Raw genomic sequence first — 15,848 nt, 5'->3', positions numbered from 1 at the left:
ATGTTTGGTATCAGCTTCTCTGAACTGCTACTCGTCGGCCTCGTAGCCTTGCTGGTATTGGGGCCGGAACGCCTGCCCGGTGCCGCGCGCACGGCCGGCCTGTGGATAGGGCGCCTGAAACGCAGTTTCAACGCGATCAAACAGGAAGTTGAACGCGAAATCGGCGCCGACGAGATTCGCCGGCAGCTGCACAACGAGCACATTTTGTCGTTGGAGCAGGAAGCGCGGAAGATTCTTTCACCGGTGCAGGAGCCGGCCAAACCCGTTGAGCCCATGGCCGAGCAGAGCATCGCCCCTGCGCCCGCCGACACGAAGCCCGCCGCACCCGCACCGACCGAGCCTGCGCCGACGCCCGTTGCGTCGCCCGCGCCCCATGACCCTACATTGCCGCCGCGAGCCCCATGAGCGCTGATAAACCGGAAAACGACCAGCATATGCCGCTGGTCTCGCACCTCACCGAGTTGCGTACCCGCCTGCTGCGTTGCGTAGCGGCGATCTTCATCATCTTTGCCGGGTTGTTCGCCTTTACCCAGCAGATCTACACCTTCGTCTCGACGCCGCTGCGCCAGTACCTGCCGGCGGGTGCGACGATGATTGCCACCGATGTGTCATCGCCGTTCCTCACGCCGTTGAAGCTGACCATGATGGTCTCGCTGTTCCTGGCGATCCCGGTGATCCTGCACCAGATCTGGGGCTTTATCGCGCCGGGCCTGTACAAGCACGAAAAGCGCATCGCGGTGCCGTTGCTGGTGTCGAGCATTCTGCTGTTCTACACCGGCATGGCGTTCGCCTACTTCCTGGTGTTCCCGCTGATCTTCAAGTTCTTCGCCGCCGCCACCCCGGCCGGCGTGGAGATGATGACCGACATCACCAGCTACCTCGACTTCGTGATGACGCTGTTCTTCGCCTTTGGCGTGGCCTTCGAAATCCCGGTGGCCGTGGTGCTGCTGGTGTGGATCGGCGTGGTCAACGTGGCGTACCTGAAGAAGATCCGCCCGTACGTGATCATCGGCTGCTTCGTGGTCGGCATGATCCTTACGCCGCCGGACATTTTCTCCCAGACCCTGCTGGCGGTGCCGATGTGGATGCTGTTCGAGATCGGCATTCTGTTCAGCGGCCTGATCAGCAAGCGTGGCGAGCACCCGGATGACCAACCCGCCGACGACGACCAGCCGCCAGCGACCCAGCCGTGAACCTGCTGCTGCTTGAGGAGGCCGACTTTATCGCGGCCGACCGCGTGGTGCTGCGTGATCGGCGCCTGGTGCATATGCAGGAAGTACACCGCGCTGCCGTAGGCGACAGCCTGCGCGTCGGTCGTATCGGCGGGCTGATGGGCAATGCCCAACTGCTGCGCCTGGAGGCCGGCGAAGCCGAACTGCAAGTAGGCTTCGACCAGCCAGCGCCGGCCAAACTGCCACTGACCCTGCTGCTGGCCCTGCCGCGTCCGAAAATGCTGCGCCGGGTGTTGCAGACGGTGGCCGCCATGGGCGTGCCCAAGGTGGTGCTGGTGAACAGCTATCGCGTCGAAAAGAGCTTCTGGCAAACCCCGTTCCTGGAACCCGCGGCGATTCGCGAGCAATTGATCCTGGGCCTGGAACAGGCGCGGGATACGGTGCTGCCCGAGATCGTCATCGAAAAGCGCTTCAAGCCGTTCGTCGAAGACCGCCTGCCGGCGCTGGCCGAAGGCACCTTGGGGCTCATCGGTCATCCGGGCGATTACCCGGCCTGCCCACGCGGGCTGGACGAGCCGGTCACCCTGGCGATTGGCCCGGAAGGCGGCTGGATTCCCTACGAAGTGGACCTGCTGACCAAGGCCGGCCTGCAACCGGTACAACTCGGCGCGCGCATCCTGCGGGTCGAAACCGCCGTCACCGCCCTACTCGCCCGGCTGTTCTAACCCAATCTGAAAAACGCCCCATCACCTGTGGGAGCTGGCTTGCCTGCGATAGCGGTGGTGAATTCACCACCGCTATCGCAGGCAAGCCAGCTCCCACATTGGATTTGTGTCGCTATAGAATCCTGCGCTCGTGCCGATAGCCCTTCAATAAGTCCAAACCTTGTTCCAAGGGAGTTTGCAGCATGTATCGTTGGTTAGCCGAAAAGCTGGGGAATGTCAGCGTCAAAACCAAGCTGGGCGTAGGCTTTGGCCTGGTGTTGCTGCTCACGCTGATGATCACCTTCACCGGCTGGACCGGACTCTCCGGCGTGATCAGTCGCGGCGACAAGCTGGGCTATATCGCCAGCCTCAACGACCTGAGCAAGGACTTGCGCATTGCGCGCCTGGACTTCGAAATGCGTCGTGGCGAACAGGGCCCAGCGGCGGTCAATGACTACTTGGGCAAGCTGGACAGCGGCCTGAAGACAGCCCGTACACTGATTGAGCAGCCCGCCGATATTGCCTTGATCGACGACCAACTGGCCGCAGTCGACCAGTACAAGCGCGCGTTTGACGCCATGGTCCAGGCCGGGGCCAATCGAGAAAACGCTCGCAGCAAATTGGGCGATACCGCCGACAACGCGGTGCAAAAAGTCGGCGAAGTCGAAAAGGCTTTGCTGCAGGGCGACAGTGTCAGCCAGTTCAACAGCGTCGTCGACCTGAGCAAACTGATCCAGCAAGCCCGGTTCCAGGTACGCGGCTATACCTACAGCGGCAAGGTCGAGGCCGAACAACCCGCGCTGGACGCCATCGATAACGCCCTGAAGAAAATCACCGGCCTCAACGGTCAACTCCCTGAACAATATTCGACCAACCTGCAACAGGCCAGCGTGTCGCTGCAAGCCTATCGCGCGGCGGTCAGCCAATACCGCGACTCTCAGGTGGCCAGCGCCGCAGCGTTGAAAATCATGGGCACCCAAGGCGACCTACTGCTGGACCGCAGTAACAAGTTGACCCTTTCGCAAACCGTGGTGCGTGACGCGGACGCTGCAAACGCCAAGCAACTGTTGCTCCTGGCTGCGGTACTGGCGCTGATTTTCGGCCTGGTTGCCGCCTGGGTCATCACCCGGCAGATCATCGTGCCGCTGGCGCAGACGCTCAACGTGGCCGAGCGGGTCGCCTCGGGCGACCTGAGCCACAACCTGATCTCCGAGCGCCAGGACGAACTGGGCCAGTTGCAACGCGCCATGCAAAACATGACGGTCGGCCTGCGTGAGCTGATCGGCGGCATCAGCGAAGGCGTCACTCAGATCGCCAGCGCCGCCGAGCAATTATCCGCCGTCACCGAGCAGACCAGCGCCGGGGTCAACAACCAGAAGATCGAGACCGACCAGGTCGCCACCGCCATGAACGAAATGGCCGCCACCGTGCAGGAAGTGGCGCGCAATGCCGAGGAAGCCTCCGAAGCCGCCGTTGCTGCCGACCAGCAGGCTCGGGAGGGCGACAAGGTGGTCGGCGAAGCCATCGCCCAGATCGAACGCCTGGCCACCGAAGTGGGCAACTCCACGGTTGCCATGGGCGACCTCAAGCGCGAAAGCGACAAGATCGGCAGCGTGCTCGACGTGATCAAGTCGGTGGCCCAGCAAACCAACCTGCTGGCCCTCAACGCCGCCATTGAAGCCGCGCGTGCCGGTGAAGCCGGGCGTGGCTTCGCCGTGGTGGCCGATGAAGTGCGCAGCCTGGCCCAGCGTACGCAGAAGTCCACCGAGGAGATCGCAGAGCTGATCGTCGGCCTGCAAAATGGCACCCAGCAGGTCGCAACCATCATGGACAACAGCCGTGGCCTGACCGACAGCAGCGTCGAGCTGACCCGCCGTGCCGGCAGCGCACTGGCGAACATCACCCGCACGGTCTCGACCATCCAGGCGATGAACTCGCAGATCGCCACCGCCGCCGAACAGCAAAGCGCGGTGGCCGAAGAGATCAACCGCAGCGTGCTGAACGTGCGCGATGTGTCGGAGCAAACCTCGGCGGCCAGTGAAGAAACCGCCGCCTCCAGCGCTGAGCTGGCGCGCCTGGGCATCTACCTGCAGACCTTGGTCGGGCGCTTCCGTATCTGACTCCTCCTACGCGGCGGCCACTCGAGGCCGCCGCAACTTGTGAAATTTCCTACGTAGTTATCAGCCCGCCATCACTCCGAATCGATTTAGCGTTAGTCGACACGCTTTTTCAGATCTGGAGGTTCCCCATGTTTCCTCGGCTGACCCGCTTGCTGGCCAACGCCAGCGTCCGCCTCAAACTCGCCTTGGGCTTCGGTCAGGTGCTGATCCTCAGTCTGGTCATTGCCGTGACCGGCTGGCAGGCCTTGAACCAGGTAATTTTTCGCTCAAGCAACCTGTCGGCCCTGGGCCAATTGACGGCGGTCGCGGAGGCTATGCGCGCCGACCGCATCGTTTACCGCACCCTCACCGACGCCGCCAGCCTGGGCAAGATGACCCGGCAGATCGAAACCATCGACCAGCATCTGGGCTATCTGGCCACCCACCTGAAAGACCCGGGCGACCTGCAGCGCATTCAAGCGGCGGAACGCCTTGTCGAGGGTTTCAAAGCGGTGCTCGTCGAGTTGCCGCCGTTGATCGAACAGCGCGACAGCATTCGCCCGCCACTTCATGCAACCGCACTGCAGGCCAGTGACACCCTTGCACAGCTGGCCAGCGAATTGCCTGACCAACAAGACCAGCAGGCACTGGATGCCATCGAAAACCTGCGCCAAGCCATGGAGCAAGCCGAGGATAAGGCCCAAAGCCCTGCCTGGGGCGCCGAGTCGTTGCAAGCCTATGCCGAAGCGGTCGGCAATGCCCTCGACGCCCTGGACGTCGCCCAGGCCGCCGTGACCAGCCTGCCCGCCGACTCAACCTTACTAAAAACCGACTTGGCGAACTATCGCGCACAGTTGGTAACGCTCAAGGAAGCTCAGCTCAACACCGAAACCGCGCAGAACCGGTTTGAGCAGCAACTCAACCAACTGCTTGAACACAGCGAAACCGTGAGCCAGGGCCAGACCCTCAAGCGCGACAGGGAAGCCCACCAGACCCGGACCCTGCTGATCAGCGTCACAGCCGCAGCCCTGTTGCTCGGCACCCTGGCGGCCTGGTGGATCGCCCGGCAGATCGCGATGCCGCTGCGCCAAGTGCTGGCCTGGGCCAACCGTATCGCGCAGGGCGATCTCAGCCACGACATACAGGTTGAGCGCAAAGACGAGCTAGGCCAATTGCAGCAAACCATCGGCGACATGACCCGCAACCTGCGCAGGCTGATCAGCGGCATCGGTGACAGCGCCCGGCAGATCGCCAGCGCCGCCACACAGCTGTCGAGCGTCACAGAGCAGACCCGCGCGGGCATCAGCAACCAGAAGGATGAAACCGACCAGGTAGCGACCGCGATGAACGAAATGCTCGCCACCGCCCAGGAGGTCGCGCGACATGCCGAAGAAGCCTCAAAGGCGGCAGATGAGGCCGATCAACAGGCCACCGCCGGCGACCAGGTCGTGGGGCAAGCCGTAGAGCAAATTGGCCATCTGGCCCACGAAATGGCGCGCGCCAGCCAGGCAATGATTGCCTTGCAACACGAGAGCCAAAAAATCGGCGGCGTGCTGGACGTGATCAAGTCGGTGTCCCAACAGACCAACCTGCTGGCGCTGAACGCCGCCATTGAAGCTGCGCGTGCAGGGGCCGCAGGCGAAGGGTTTGCCGTGGTCGCCGATGAAGTACGCAGCCTTGCCCAGCGCACTCAGGAATCGGCGGAAGAAATCGAGGGACTGATCAGCGGGCTGCACACCGGCACCCAGCAGGTGGCAGATATCATGGACGGCAGCCGCGCCTTGACCGACTACAGCGTCGACCTGAGCCGCGACGTGGGCGATGCATTGGCGGCGATTATCCTCAGGGTCTCGATCATCCAGGAAATGAACCCGCAGATTGCCGCGGCCGCCGAGCAGCAATGTGCCGTGGCCGAGGAAATCAATCGCAGCGTCATGAAGGTGCGGGATGTGTCGCAAATGACCGCGACCGCCAGTGAGGAAACCGCGGCCGCCAGCGTTCAGTTGACGAAGTTGAGCCTGGATCTGCAGGCCCTGGTCGGCAAGTTCAGGCTATAGGACCTGACGCAGGAAGGCCTGGGCCCGCGGGTCTTTCGGTGCCGCGAAGAACGCGGCCGGCGCCGCATCTTCCAGCAATTTGCCATGGTCGAAGAACAGCACGCGGTCGGCCACCTCACGGGCAAAGCCCATCTCGTGGGTGACGCAGACCATGGTCATGCCTTCCAGGGCCAGGGTCTTCATCACATCCAGCACTTCGCCGACCATTTCCGGGTCCAGCGCCGAGGTGGGCTCGTCAAACAGCATCACCTTGGGCTCCATCGCCAATGCGCGGGCAATCGCGACACGCTGCTGCTGGCCGCCGGACAGGCGTGAAGGAAATTCGTTGGCCTTCTGCGCAATGCCGACCTTCTCCAGCAGCGCCAGGGCCTTGGCTTCGCGCTCTTGCTTGCCGCGCTTGCGCACGACCTTTTGCGCCAGGCACAGGTTTTCCAGCACGGTCATGTGGGGGAACAGGTTGAAATGCTGGAACACCATGCCGACTTCACGGCGATAAGCGTTGACGTCGGTCTTAGGGTCAGCCAGTTGCAGACCGTCGATGCTCACCGACCCTGAGTCGAATTCCTCCAGCCCATTGAGGCAACGCAGGAACGTAGATTTGCCGGAGCCGGACGGGCCGATCACTACCAGCACTTCGCCCTTCGCCACCCTGGTGCTGACGTGGTCGACCGCGCGGACCACATGGCCACGGGTATCGAAGACTTTTACCAGATCGCGGACTTCAATCACTTTGCGCGAGCCTCCGCTCAAGCCGGCTGGCCATTTTCGACAGCGGCAGGTTGATCAGCAGGTACAGGCCTGCCACACAGAACAGGATCTCAAACGGCGAAAACGAGGTGGTGATCACTTCGCGTCCGCTTTTGAGCAGTTCGGTGATCGCAATCACCGAGACCAGCGAGGTGTCTTTCACCAGGCTGATGAATTGCCCGGCCAGCGGCGGCAGCACGCGCTTGAACGCCTGCGGCAGCACCACATGGCGCATCGATTGGCTGGCGCTCAAGCCCAGGGAACGGGCGGCCTCGTCCTGGCCACGGGTGATGGATTGCACCCCAGCGCGCACGATCTCCGCCACATACGCGCCGGTGAACAGCGACAGCGCGGCGATCCCGGCGAACTCCCGGGACAGGTTGAGCACCGTGCCGATGAAGAAATAGAAAATGAAGATCTGCACCAATAGCGGCGTGCCCCGCACCAGTTCGACGTAGATCGTCGACAGATCGCGCAGGGTCGGGTTGCTCGACAAACGGCACAGGCCGGTCGCCAAGCCGATCGCCAGGCCAAGGATGCCGGACACCACCGACAGCCACAGCGTGGTCCACAAGCCCCACATCAGCGGGCCCAGCGCCCAGTGCCGGTTGACGCCGATCACATCGCCTTCGGCCACGTCATCGCCGCGCGCCACTTGCAGGCTGTTGTCGGCGACCGTCACCTTTTGCTCGGCGCCCGCGTCGTTGCGCAGGGTGACTTCGGCCACGTCACCTTTGCGCACCAGCTCGATCACGGTCGAGATATCCGCCGCCCGCTGGGCTTCTTCAGCCTGATAGGCGAAATACTGCGGGACGCGGTTCCAGCGCCATTCGTAGGACATCATCGACGTGGCGTAGTACAAGGCGCCCGCCAGGCCGACCAGCACGACCACGGTCAGCAGGTGCCAGGGCCATTGGGCTTTTTTCTGTTTCATTTCAAGTTCCGGGATCTGAGATCGTTCCCACGCTCTGCGTGGGAATGCATCACTGGACGCTCTGCGTCCGCTTTGTGACGCGGAGCGTCACGGGCTGCATTCCCACGCGGAGCGTAGGAACGATCAGGGTGTCAGCCTTTATTCCATGTCCTTGAGCCACTCGGAGCTCTTGAACCACTTGTCATGGATACGATCGTAGGTGCCGTCGTTCTTGATCTGGTGCAGGAAGTTGTTGATGAAGTTGACGCTGTCGTAGTCGCCTTTCTTCAGGCCGAACGCCAAGGGTTCGAAGGTGAAGGGTTCTTCCAGGAACACCAGCTTGCCGTTGCCGACTTTCTTCTCGGCCACCACGTTGTACGGCGCGTCATACACAAAGGCATCGGCCTTGCCGTTGACCACGTCCAGCACGCCTTCCTGCTCGTTGTCGTAGCCATGGTACTTGGCTTTGGAGATCAGCTTCTTGGCGACCATCTCACCGGTGGTGCCGAGCTTGGAGGTGAGGCGGTATTTCTCGTCGTTCAGGTCTTTATAGGACTTGATGGTGCCTTCCAGCTCCTTGCGAATCAGCAGGGTCTGGCCGACCACGATGAAGGGTTCGCTGAAGTTCAGGCGCAGGTTGCGTTCCTGGGTCAGGGTCATGCCGCTGCCGATCATGTCGAACTTGCCCGTCAGGAAGGCCGGGATGATGCCGTCGTAGCCGGTGGACACCAGCTCCAGCTTGACGCCCATAGACTTGGCCATGGCCTTGAGGATGTCCACTTCAAAGCCGATGATTTCACCGCGTTTGTCGGTCATTTCGAACGGCATGTAAGTCGGATCCATGCCGACCTTGAGCGTGCCGCGCTTGACCGCATCATCGATCGCACCGGCCTGGGCCGCGTTGGCTGCGACCAGCGCGGTGACGCCAAGCAGCAGCATCGAAAGATACTTTTTCATCATCAAGTCCCCTGAACGATTCTTGTAAGGTCGGCGCGCAAAAAGGGCTGCACCATTTCGGGGTGCGATCCTAACCCACTCGTCTCGTGCCACAAAGGTTTCACGGCTATTTGTTATCAGCGTATGTCGGAAAGCCCCACAAAGGTGCGGCAGAACGCAGGCGTAGACGCGCGCGCCAAGGGCGGCCGCAACGGATTGATGTGTAAGCAGTTATGACTTTCAATCGATTTCTTTCATCCAGGCGGTGTCCCTGAACCACTTGTCGTGAAGGTGATCGTAGGTCCCGTCCTGGGCGACCTGATTGAGAAAATGGTTGATCCAGTTGAGGCTGTCGAAATCGCCTTTCTTCAAGCCGAAGGCCAGCGGCTCAAAGGTGAAGGGTTGCTCGAGCGCCAGCAGCGCGCCGTTTTCCGGGCGGCTCAAGGCGATCAGGTTATAGGGCGCGTCATGAATGAAGGCATCGGCCTGGCCCAGCACCACTTGGCGCACGCCCTCCTCCGGCGTTGCAAAGGTGCTGAGCCGGGCCGCGCCCAGGAACCGTCGCGCGGCTGACTCACCGGTGGTGCCTTCGGTGGTTGCGATCCGGTAGGTGGCGTCGTCCAGGTCTTCGACACTGCTGACCTTGCCCGCAAGGCGCGGGTGCAACAGCACCGACTGGCCGACCACGATGAACGAATCGCTGAAGTTCAGCTTGAGGTTGCGCTCTTGGGTGACGGTCATGCCGCTGCCGATCAGGTCGAATTTTTTCGCCAGCAACCCCGCCACCAACTCGGTGTAAGGCACCGCGACCAACTCCAGCTCCACCCCGAGCGCTTGGCTCATGACCTTGAGCAGGTCAATTTCAAAGCCGACGATGTGCCCCTGTTTATCCGTCATTTCGAAAGGAACGTAGGTGGGCGTGGTGCCGACTTTCAGCACGCCACGCCGAACGGCGTCGTCAATCGCGCCCGCCTGCGCGAGGCCCATGTGAATCAATGCGACAGCGCTTATCAGCAGCGCCGAACAAAAGCCCTTGCTCATGAATATCCCCGTGGCCAAGTCAAATTCGGGGCGATGCTAACTCAGCGGCAGGCACGGCAATACACCTCGGGCGAGGGTCTTTTGTTTCGAAATAACAAGGGGTTAGGGCGGCGCGGAAAGCGCAGGGGACGCTGTAGGAACGCGGCGTCAAACACCCCCGAGGTGAGCCCTCGGGGGTGTCTGAATCAGGCTGGTTGGGCCAGGGCCAATTGCGGTTGCAGCGGCAGCAACGGCGCGTGCGGGTCAGCCTTGATCGAGTCGCGCCAGGCGGCAAGCCACTCGGGGTGACCTTCGCTCCAGACCTGCTCATGCAGACGGGCCAGGGCGACCGGATCGCTGAGCAAGGCTACGCGCTCGGCATTGTTAAGGCCGGCAGGGCCGACTTTCAACGCATGGCGCACGCGCTCGGCACGCAGGTACTCGATCGGCTCGGCTTTACCGTGACGCGAAGTCGCCAGGGCACAGGCCAGGGCGTTCTGCTGCGGGTCGACCACCGAGCGCACAAAGCCGTCGTGCAGCGCGTGCCAACGGTTTTCGTGGGTGTACTTGTCGGTGGACAGCAACGCCTGCGGCGGGTTGTATTCCTCAGGGATGAGGAACAGGCTCGCGTCGCGCGACTTCAGGCCCAGGTTCACGCGGCTGGAAATCACCGATACCGGGATCGACAGCATCAGCGAACCGACGATTGGCACCAGCCACCACAGGAAGCTCGGGTTCAACCACACCACCAGCAGCGCCCACAGGAAGCCAAGCAGGGTCTGGGTGCCGTGACGCTTGAACGCTTCGCCCCAGGTGGTCGAGTCGTCGTCACGCTTGGGCGAGTTCCAGGTGGCGGCCCAGCCAAGGAACGCCGCGAGCACGAAGCGGGTGTGGAAAATCATCCGCACCGGCGCCAGCAGCATGGAGAACAGCATCTCCAGCAGCATCGACATCGTCACCTTGAACTTGCCGCCGAACTCTTTCGCGCCCTTGGCCCAGATCAGGATGATGCTCAGCAGTTTGGGCAGGAACAGCAGCACGATGGTGGTGGAGAACAGCGCCACCGCCTTGTCCGGATGCCATTGCGGCCACAGCGGGTACAACTGGCGCGGGGCCATGAAGTACTGCGGTTCCATCAGCGTGTTCACCGCCAGCAAGGCCGTGGATAGTACAAGGAACAGGAACCACAACGGCGCCGACAGGTAGGACATCACGCCGGTCAGGAACACCGCGCGGTGCACCGGGTGCATGCCCTTGACCAGGAACAGGCGGAAGTTCATCAGGTTGCCGTGGCACCAGCGACGGTCACGCTTGAGTTCGTCCAGCAGGTTCGGCGGCAACTCTTCGTAGCTGCCCGGCAAGTCGTAGGCAATCCATACGCCCCAGCCGGCACGGCGCATCAGCGCTGCTTCAACGAAGTCGTGGGACAGGATGGAGCCGGCAAACGCGCCTTTACCCGGCAATGGCGCCAGAGCGCAATGCTCGATAAACGGCTTCATGCGGATGATCGCGTTGTGACCCCAGTAGTGGGATTCACCCAACTGCCAGAAGTGCAGGCCGGCGGTGAACAGCGGGCCATACACGCGCGTGGCGAACTGCTGCATGCGCGCATACAGGGTGTCCATGCCCGACGCACGTGGCGCGGTCTGGATAATCCCGGCGTCCGGCGTGGCTTCCATCAGGCGCACCAGGCTGGTCAGGCACTCGCCGCTCATGACGCTGTCGGCGTCGAGCACGACCATGTATTTGTAGTCGCCGCCCCAGCGACGGCAGAAGTCGTCGAGGTTGCCGCTCTTGCGCTTTACGCGACGGCGACGACGGCGATAGAAGATCTTGCCGAAACCACCGGCTTCACGGCACACGTCGAGCCAGGCTTGCTGTTCGGCGATGCAGATATCGGCGTCATTACTGTCGCTGAGCACGAAGAAGTCGAAGCGATCCAGGTCACCGGTGGCGGCCACCGATTCGAACGTGGCGCGCAGACCGGCGAATACCCGGGGCACGTCTTCGTTGCAGATCGGCATCACCAGCGCGGTGCGGGCGTCTTTCGGAATCGGCTCGTCGCCGGCACTTTTACCGGAAATCCGGTATTTATCGTGACCGGTGAGCAACTCCAGGAAGCCCATCAACGCGGTCCAGAAACCCGCCGACACCCAGCAGAACAAGATCCCGAACATGATCAGGATGCTGGTTTGCAGGGCGTAGGGCAGTACCTGGGTCGCGGTTTGCAGCAGGGTCTGGTTGCGGATCTCGTCGAAGTCGACCAGCGACCAGCCCTGGTACGGCATGATGCCTTTCATGTACCAGCCGGCCACGATGGTCTGGCCAAGCATCAGCACCAGCAGTATGTAACGGCGGATCGAACCGACGGTGCGCCAGCGCGCAGCCGGCAATACCCGTTCATCCTTCGGCGGTTTCGGCGGGTTGCTGCGCCCGGTAATACGGCGCCAGCCGCGCACCAGGATATTGGTGCGCCACGGCTCCGGTACCACGCGGGTACGCCGAATCGGCGGCGTGGCCTTGAGGCACACACGGCCACTGGCGTCGAGCGCCAGCATTTCGGCGTCTTGCAGCTCTTCGGCGGTGTTGAGGGTCAAGCGCCGGCCCACCGAGGCCTGGGCGGCATCGGCAGGTGCGTCGAATGCCTTCGACGACAAGCGCTCGTGCAATTCGCTGAAGGATGAGCAGCCCGCCAGTTCGGCGCGCTGCTCAGCGGTCATCGGAAGATGCGCCAGATACTCGGACAGAGTCTCGGGCGTTACTTGAGAGTTACTCATCGGCAGGCAACTGATAGCTCCAGGTCTCGGTCAGGACTTGTTCGGTCTTGATCGGCTCCGGCGTGGCTGGGACAGCTTCTGGCTGCTTGGCTTCCTTGTCCTTGGCGTCTTTCTTGGCCTGTTTCTCGTGCTGTTTGGCCAGGACTTTGTCAGCCTTGAGCACATGGGTCGAGGCGCTTTCAGGCTCGGACTGAGGAATATCCTGCACCAGCGCGGCACGCATCTCGGTCGGCTTGCCTGCGTCCTTGATCTTCATGCGCAGGGTCAGGCGCCAGCCTTTGGTGTGTTCGTTGTAACGCACGCTGTTTTCAACGAGTTCAGCATTGTCACCGACACTCACCTGGCTGCGCACCGGAGCGTCCGGCAGCAGTTTTTTCAGGGACGGGCCCTCGAAGTCCACCAGGTACGCGACGCTGCCATCCGGCTGACGGATCAGGTTGGACTGCTTGACGTCACCGGTGGAGCGCAGGGTCTGCTTGACCCAGGCACTGTCCGGCGAATGGAACGCGGCGTCATCCAGGGTCCAGTGCAGGCGGTAGGCTACGTCCAGTGGCTGGCCGACTTCCGGCAGTTTTTCCGGGCTCCAGAAGGCAACGATGTTGTCGTTGGTTTCATCGGCGGTCGGAATTTCGACGAGATCGACGGAACCCTTGCCCCAATCGCCTTCAGGCTCGATCCAGGCGCTTGGGCGCTTGTCGTAGTTGTCGTCCAGGTCTTCGTAGTGGCTGAAGTTGCGGCCACGTTGCAGCAGGCCGAAACCGCGCGGGTTTTCGACGCTGAAATTGCTGACCGACAGATGTTTAGGGTTGTTCAGTGGGCGCCAGATCCACTCACCGTTACCGGCATGGATCGACAAGCCGCTGGAGTCGTGCAGTTCGCGACGGTAGTTGAGGACCTTGGACGGCTGGTTGGCGCCGAACAAGAACATGCTGGTCAGCGGGGCAACGCCCAGCTTGCTGACCTTGTCGCGCAGGAACATCTGGGATTTTACGTCGACGACCGTGTCGGTGCCCGGGCGCAGGATCAGGCGATAAGCACCGGTAGCGCGCGGCGAGTCCAACAGGGCGAAGATCACCAGGTGCTTGTCACCCGGCTTTGGACGTTCGATCCAGAACTCGGTGAACCGCGGGAATTCTTCACCGGACGGCAGCGCGGTATCGATCGCCATGCCACGGGCGGACAGGCCATAGACCTGGTCTTTGCCGACGACGCGGAAATAGCTGGCGCCGAGCATGGTCATGATTTCGTCTTGCTTGTCGCCCTTGTTGATCGGGTACAGCACACGGAAACCGGCATAACCCAGCTGTTCGGTGGCTTTTGGATCAAACTTCACGTCGCCGAAATCGAAACGCGACGGGTCGTATTTGATTTCCTGGACGCTGTCGGCGGTCACTTCGTTGATTTTCACCGGCGTATCGAAATGCATACCCTGGTGATAGAAGGACAGCTTGAACGGCGTGTTCTGATCGGCCCACTCGGCTTTTTCGTTGCGGAAACGAATCTTCTGGTAGTCCGCGAATTTCATTTCGCGGAATTCGTTCGGCAGATTGCTGCGCGGAGCTTCGTATTTCTGCCCGGCCAGCTCTTTCGCCTTGGCCGACACATCATCCAGACTGAATGCCCACAGTTGACCCGCGCCGAACAGGCAAAACAGGGCAGAGCCCGTCACCAGTGCGTTTCGTAACCGTTTGGCAGACAATTTTGGTGCATTACAGGGACTAACAATCACGAGCAACCCTCGCCGAAAACAGATCAAAAAACCAACGGCCAGCTATCTATATGCCAGGTTGGCGAGCATTGTTCCGACTCTTGCGGGGCAAAATGATTCCCCATCGGTCGTCGGACAAGTCTCTACCTAAGTCAAAAATGGACCAAACAACGCTGATCACCGTAGCGCGCGATTATCTAGTAGCCCGCGAAACAACGCATCAGGGATAACGAAGTATTTGTAGCGAAACCCTGCGTTTTTAGGCATTTAAAGTCGTTTTCAATACATTCACGTCTGTAGGAGGAAGGTGACAGGCCCGTCATTGACCAAATGCACCTGCATATCGGCGCCAAAACGCCCCGACGCCACCTTGCCATGCAATTGTTGCGCTTGTAACAGCAAGTGATCAAAAAGCGCCGCTCCCAGGGCCGGCGGGGCCGCTGTGGAGAAGCTCGGCCGCAGCCCGCTTTTGGTGTCCGCCGCCAGCGTGAACTGCGAGACCAGCAACAAACCGCCGTCAATGTCCTTCAACGACAGGTTCATCTTGCCTTCGTCGTCGCTGAAAACCCGGTAATTCAGCAGCTTGTGCAACAGTTTGTCGGCGCTCTCGGGCGTATCTGAAGGCTCGACGGCCACCAGCACCAGCAATCCCTGGTCGATCGCCCCGACGATTTCGCCCGCCACCTCGACCCGGGCGCCTCGCACCCGTTGCAACAGGCCCTTCATGCTTCTTCTGGCGGCAGGTCGAGCAAGCGCCGCGCCATTTCGCTGGTCGCACGCACCAGGGCATCGGTGATGCCGGGTTCGGACGCCGCATGGCCGGCTTCGCGAATCACCTGCAGCTCGCTGTTGGGCCAGGCCTGGTGCAACTCCCAGGCGTTGTCCAGCGGGCAGATCATATCGTAGCGCCCATGAATGATGACGCCAGGCAGATGGGCGATCTTGTGCATGTCGCGAATCAGCTGGTTGGGCTCCAGGAAAGAGTTGTTGGTGAAGTAGTGGCACTCGATCCGCGCGATGGACAGGGCGCGCTGCGGCTCGGAAAACCGCTCCACGTGCTGCGGGCTCGGGCACAGGCCGAGCATGCGCCCTTCCCAGCCCGACCAGGCCTTGGCCGCGTGCATCTGGGCGATCTGGTCGTTTCCGGTGAGGCGCTTGTGGTAGGCCGCGATCATGTCGTGGCGCTCCTCGACAGGGATCGGCGCGATGTAGTCCTGCCAGTAATCCGGGAACAGGCGGCTCGCGCCGCACTGGTAGAACCATTCGATATCCTGCGGGCGCGCCAGGAAAATACCGCGCACGATCAGGCCGTGCACGCGCTCCGGGTGGGTTTGCGCATAGGCCAGGGCCAGGGTCGAGCCCCAGGAACCGCCGAACAGCACCCATTTCTCGATGCCCAGGTGCTCGCGGATGCGCTCAAGGTCGGCGACCAGGTCCCAGGTGGTGTTGTTTTCCAGGCTGGCGCGGGGGGTGGAGCGTCCGCAGCCACGCTGGTCGAACGTGACGATGTGGTACAGGTTCGGGTCGAAATAGCAGCGGCTCTGGGCATCACAACCGGAGCCAGGACCACCATGGATGAATACGACGGGCAAGCCTTCGGGGGAGCCACTTTCATCGACGTACAGCGTGTGGGTGTCATCGACTGCCAGATCATGCCGGGCGTAGGGTTTGATCTGCGGGTACCAAGTCTGCATTGCGCGCTCCGTAGGGGGTCG

The 15,848-nt window shown here is 61.8% G+C and carries 13 protein-coding genes; 5 read left to right on the top strand and 8 right to left on the bottom strand.

Annotated features, from left to right (window positions below; genetic code table 11):
- The 5 genes from tatB to BLL36_RS12340 all read left to right on the top strand — a co-directional run bounded on the left by tatB (position 1) and on the right by BLL36_RS12340 (position 6,032).
- Complete coding sequence (gene tatB / locus BLL36_RS12360; protein ID WP_076951714.1) at positions 1–405, top strand: Sec-independent protein translocase protein TatB; 405 nt, start codon at positions 1–3, stop codon at positions 403–405.
- Positions 402–1,193 carry a twin-arginine translocase subunit TatC gene (tatC, locus tag BLL36_RS12355; RefSeq protein ID WP_049710428.1) on the top strand — a complete coding sequence of 264 codons (792 nt, stop codon included), beginning with the start codon at positions 402–404 and terminating at the stop codon, positions 1,191–1,193. The genes tatB and tatC overlap by 4 nt, the downstream gene beginning before the upstream one ends.
- Positions 1,190–1,897: a 16S rRNA (uracil(1498)-N(3))-methyltransferase gene (locus BLL36_RS12350; RefSeq protein WP_076951713.1), complete on the top strand. Its 708-nt coding sequence runs from the start codon at positions 1,190–1,192 to the stop codon at positions 1,895–1,897. Before tatC ends, BLL36_RS12350 begins: the two co-directional genes overlap by 4 nt.
- Positions 1,898–2,079: 182 nt before the next feature.
- On the top strand, positions 2,080–3,996 hold the full coding sequence (locus tag BLL36_RS31970; RefSeq protein ID WP_076951711.1) for a methyl-accepting chemotaxis protein: 1,917 nt from the start codon (positions 2,080–2,082) through the stop codon (positions 3,994–3,996).
- Between the two features lie 128 nt (positions 3,997–4,124).
- Entirely contained in the window at positions 4,125–6,032 is a 1,908-nt protein-coding gene (locus BLL36_RS12340) for a methyl-accepting chemotaxis protein (RefSeq protein ID WP_076951709.1), read from the top strand.
- Here the strand turns inward: BLL36_RS12340 and BLL36_RS12335 are convergent.
- The 8 genes from BLL36_RS12335 to pip all read right to left on the bottom strand — a co-directional run bounded on the left by BLL36_RS12335 (position 6,027) and on the right by pip (position 15,827).
- Positions 6,027–6,761, bottom strand: a complete 735-nt coding sequence (locus BLL36_RS12335) for an amino acid ABC transporter ATP-binding protein (RefSeq protein ID WP_076951707.1) — start codon at positions 6,759–6,761, stop codon at positions 6,027–6,029. The two genes, BLL36_RS12340 and BLL36_RS12335, sit on opposite strands and share 6 nt — an antisense overlap.
- Positions 6,754–7,713, bottom strand: coding sequence for an amino acid ABC transporter permease (locus tag BLL36_RS12330; protein ID WP_076951705.1), 960 nt, complete (start codon positions 7,711–7,713; stop codon positions 6,754–6,756). The genes BLL36_RS12335 and BLL36_RS12330 overlap by 8 nt, the downstream gene beginning before the upstream one ends.
- A gap of 138 nt (positions 7,714–7,851) precedes the next feature.
- Complete coding sequence (locus BLL36_RS12325) at positions 7,852–8,649, bottom strand: transporter substrate-binding domain-containing protein (RefSeq protein WP_076951704.1); 798 nt, start codon at positions 8,647–8,649, stop codon at positions 7,852–7,854.
- A gap of 219 nt (positions 8,650–8,868) precedes the next feature.
- Entirely contained in the window at positions 8,869–9,669 is an 801-nt protein-coding gene (locus BLL36_RS12320) for a transporter substrate-binding domain-containing protein (RefSeq protein WP_076951703.1), read from the bottom strand.
- Between the two features lie 185 nt (positions 9,670–9,854).
- A complete protein-coding gene (gene mdoH / locus BLL36_RS12315; protein ID WP_076951702.1) occupies positions 9,855–12,425 on the bottom strand; it encodes a glucans biosynthesis glucosyltransferase MdoH in 2,571 nt (856 codons plus the stop codon).
- Entirely contained in the window at positions 12,418–14,097 is a 1,680-nt protein-coding gene (locus BLL36_RS12310) for a glucan biosynthesis protein G (protein ID WP_394329484.1), read from the bottom strand. Before BLL36_RS12310 ends, mdoH begins: the two co-directional genes overlap by 8 nt.
- A gap of 324 nt (positions 14,098–14,421) precedes the next feature.
- Positions 14,422–14,859 (bottom strand): D-aminoacyl-tRNA deacylase, encoded by a 438-nt coding sequence (gene dtd, locus BLL36_RS12305; protein WP_076951701.1) that lies wholly within the window; start codon positions 14,857–14,859, stop codon positions 14,422–14,424.
- On the bottom strand, positions 14,856–15,827 hold the full coding sequence (gene pip, locus BLL36_RS12300) for a prolyl aminopeptidase (protein ID WP_076951699.1): 972 nt from the start codon (positions 15,825–15,827) through the stop codon (positions 14,856–14,858). The genes dtd and pip overlap by 4 nt, the downstream gene beginning before the upstream one ends.
- Positions 15,828–15,848 lie beyond the last annotated feature (21 nt).

The sequence above is a fragment of the Pseudomonas cedrina subsp. cedrina genome (genome assembly GCF_001983175.1).
Classification (GTDB): Bacteria; Pseudomonadota; Gammaproteobacteria; order Pseudomonadales; family Pseudomonadaceae; genus Aquipseudomonas; species Aquipseudomonas cedrina.
This window is presented reverse-complemented; position numbering and strand designations above follow the sequence as displayed.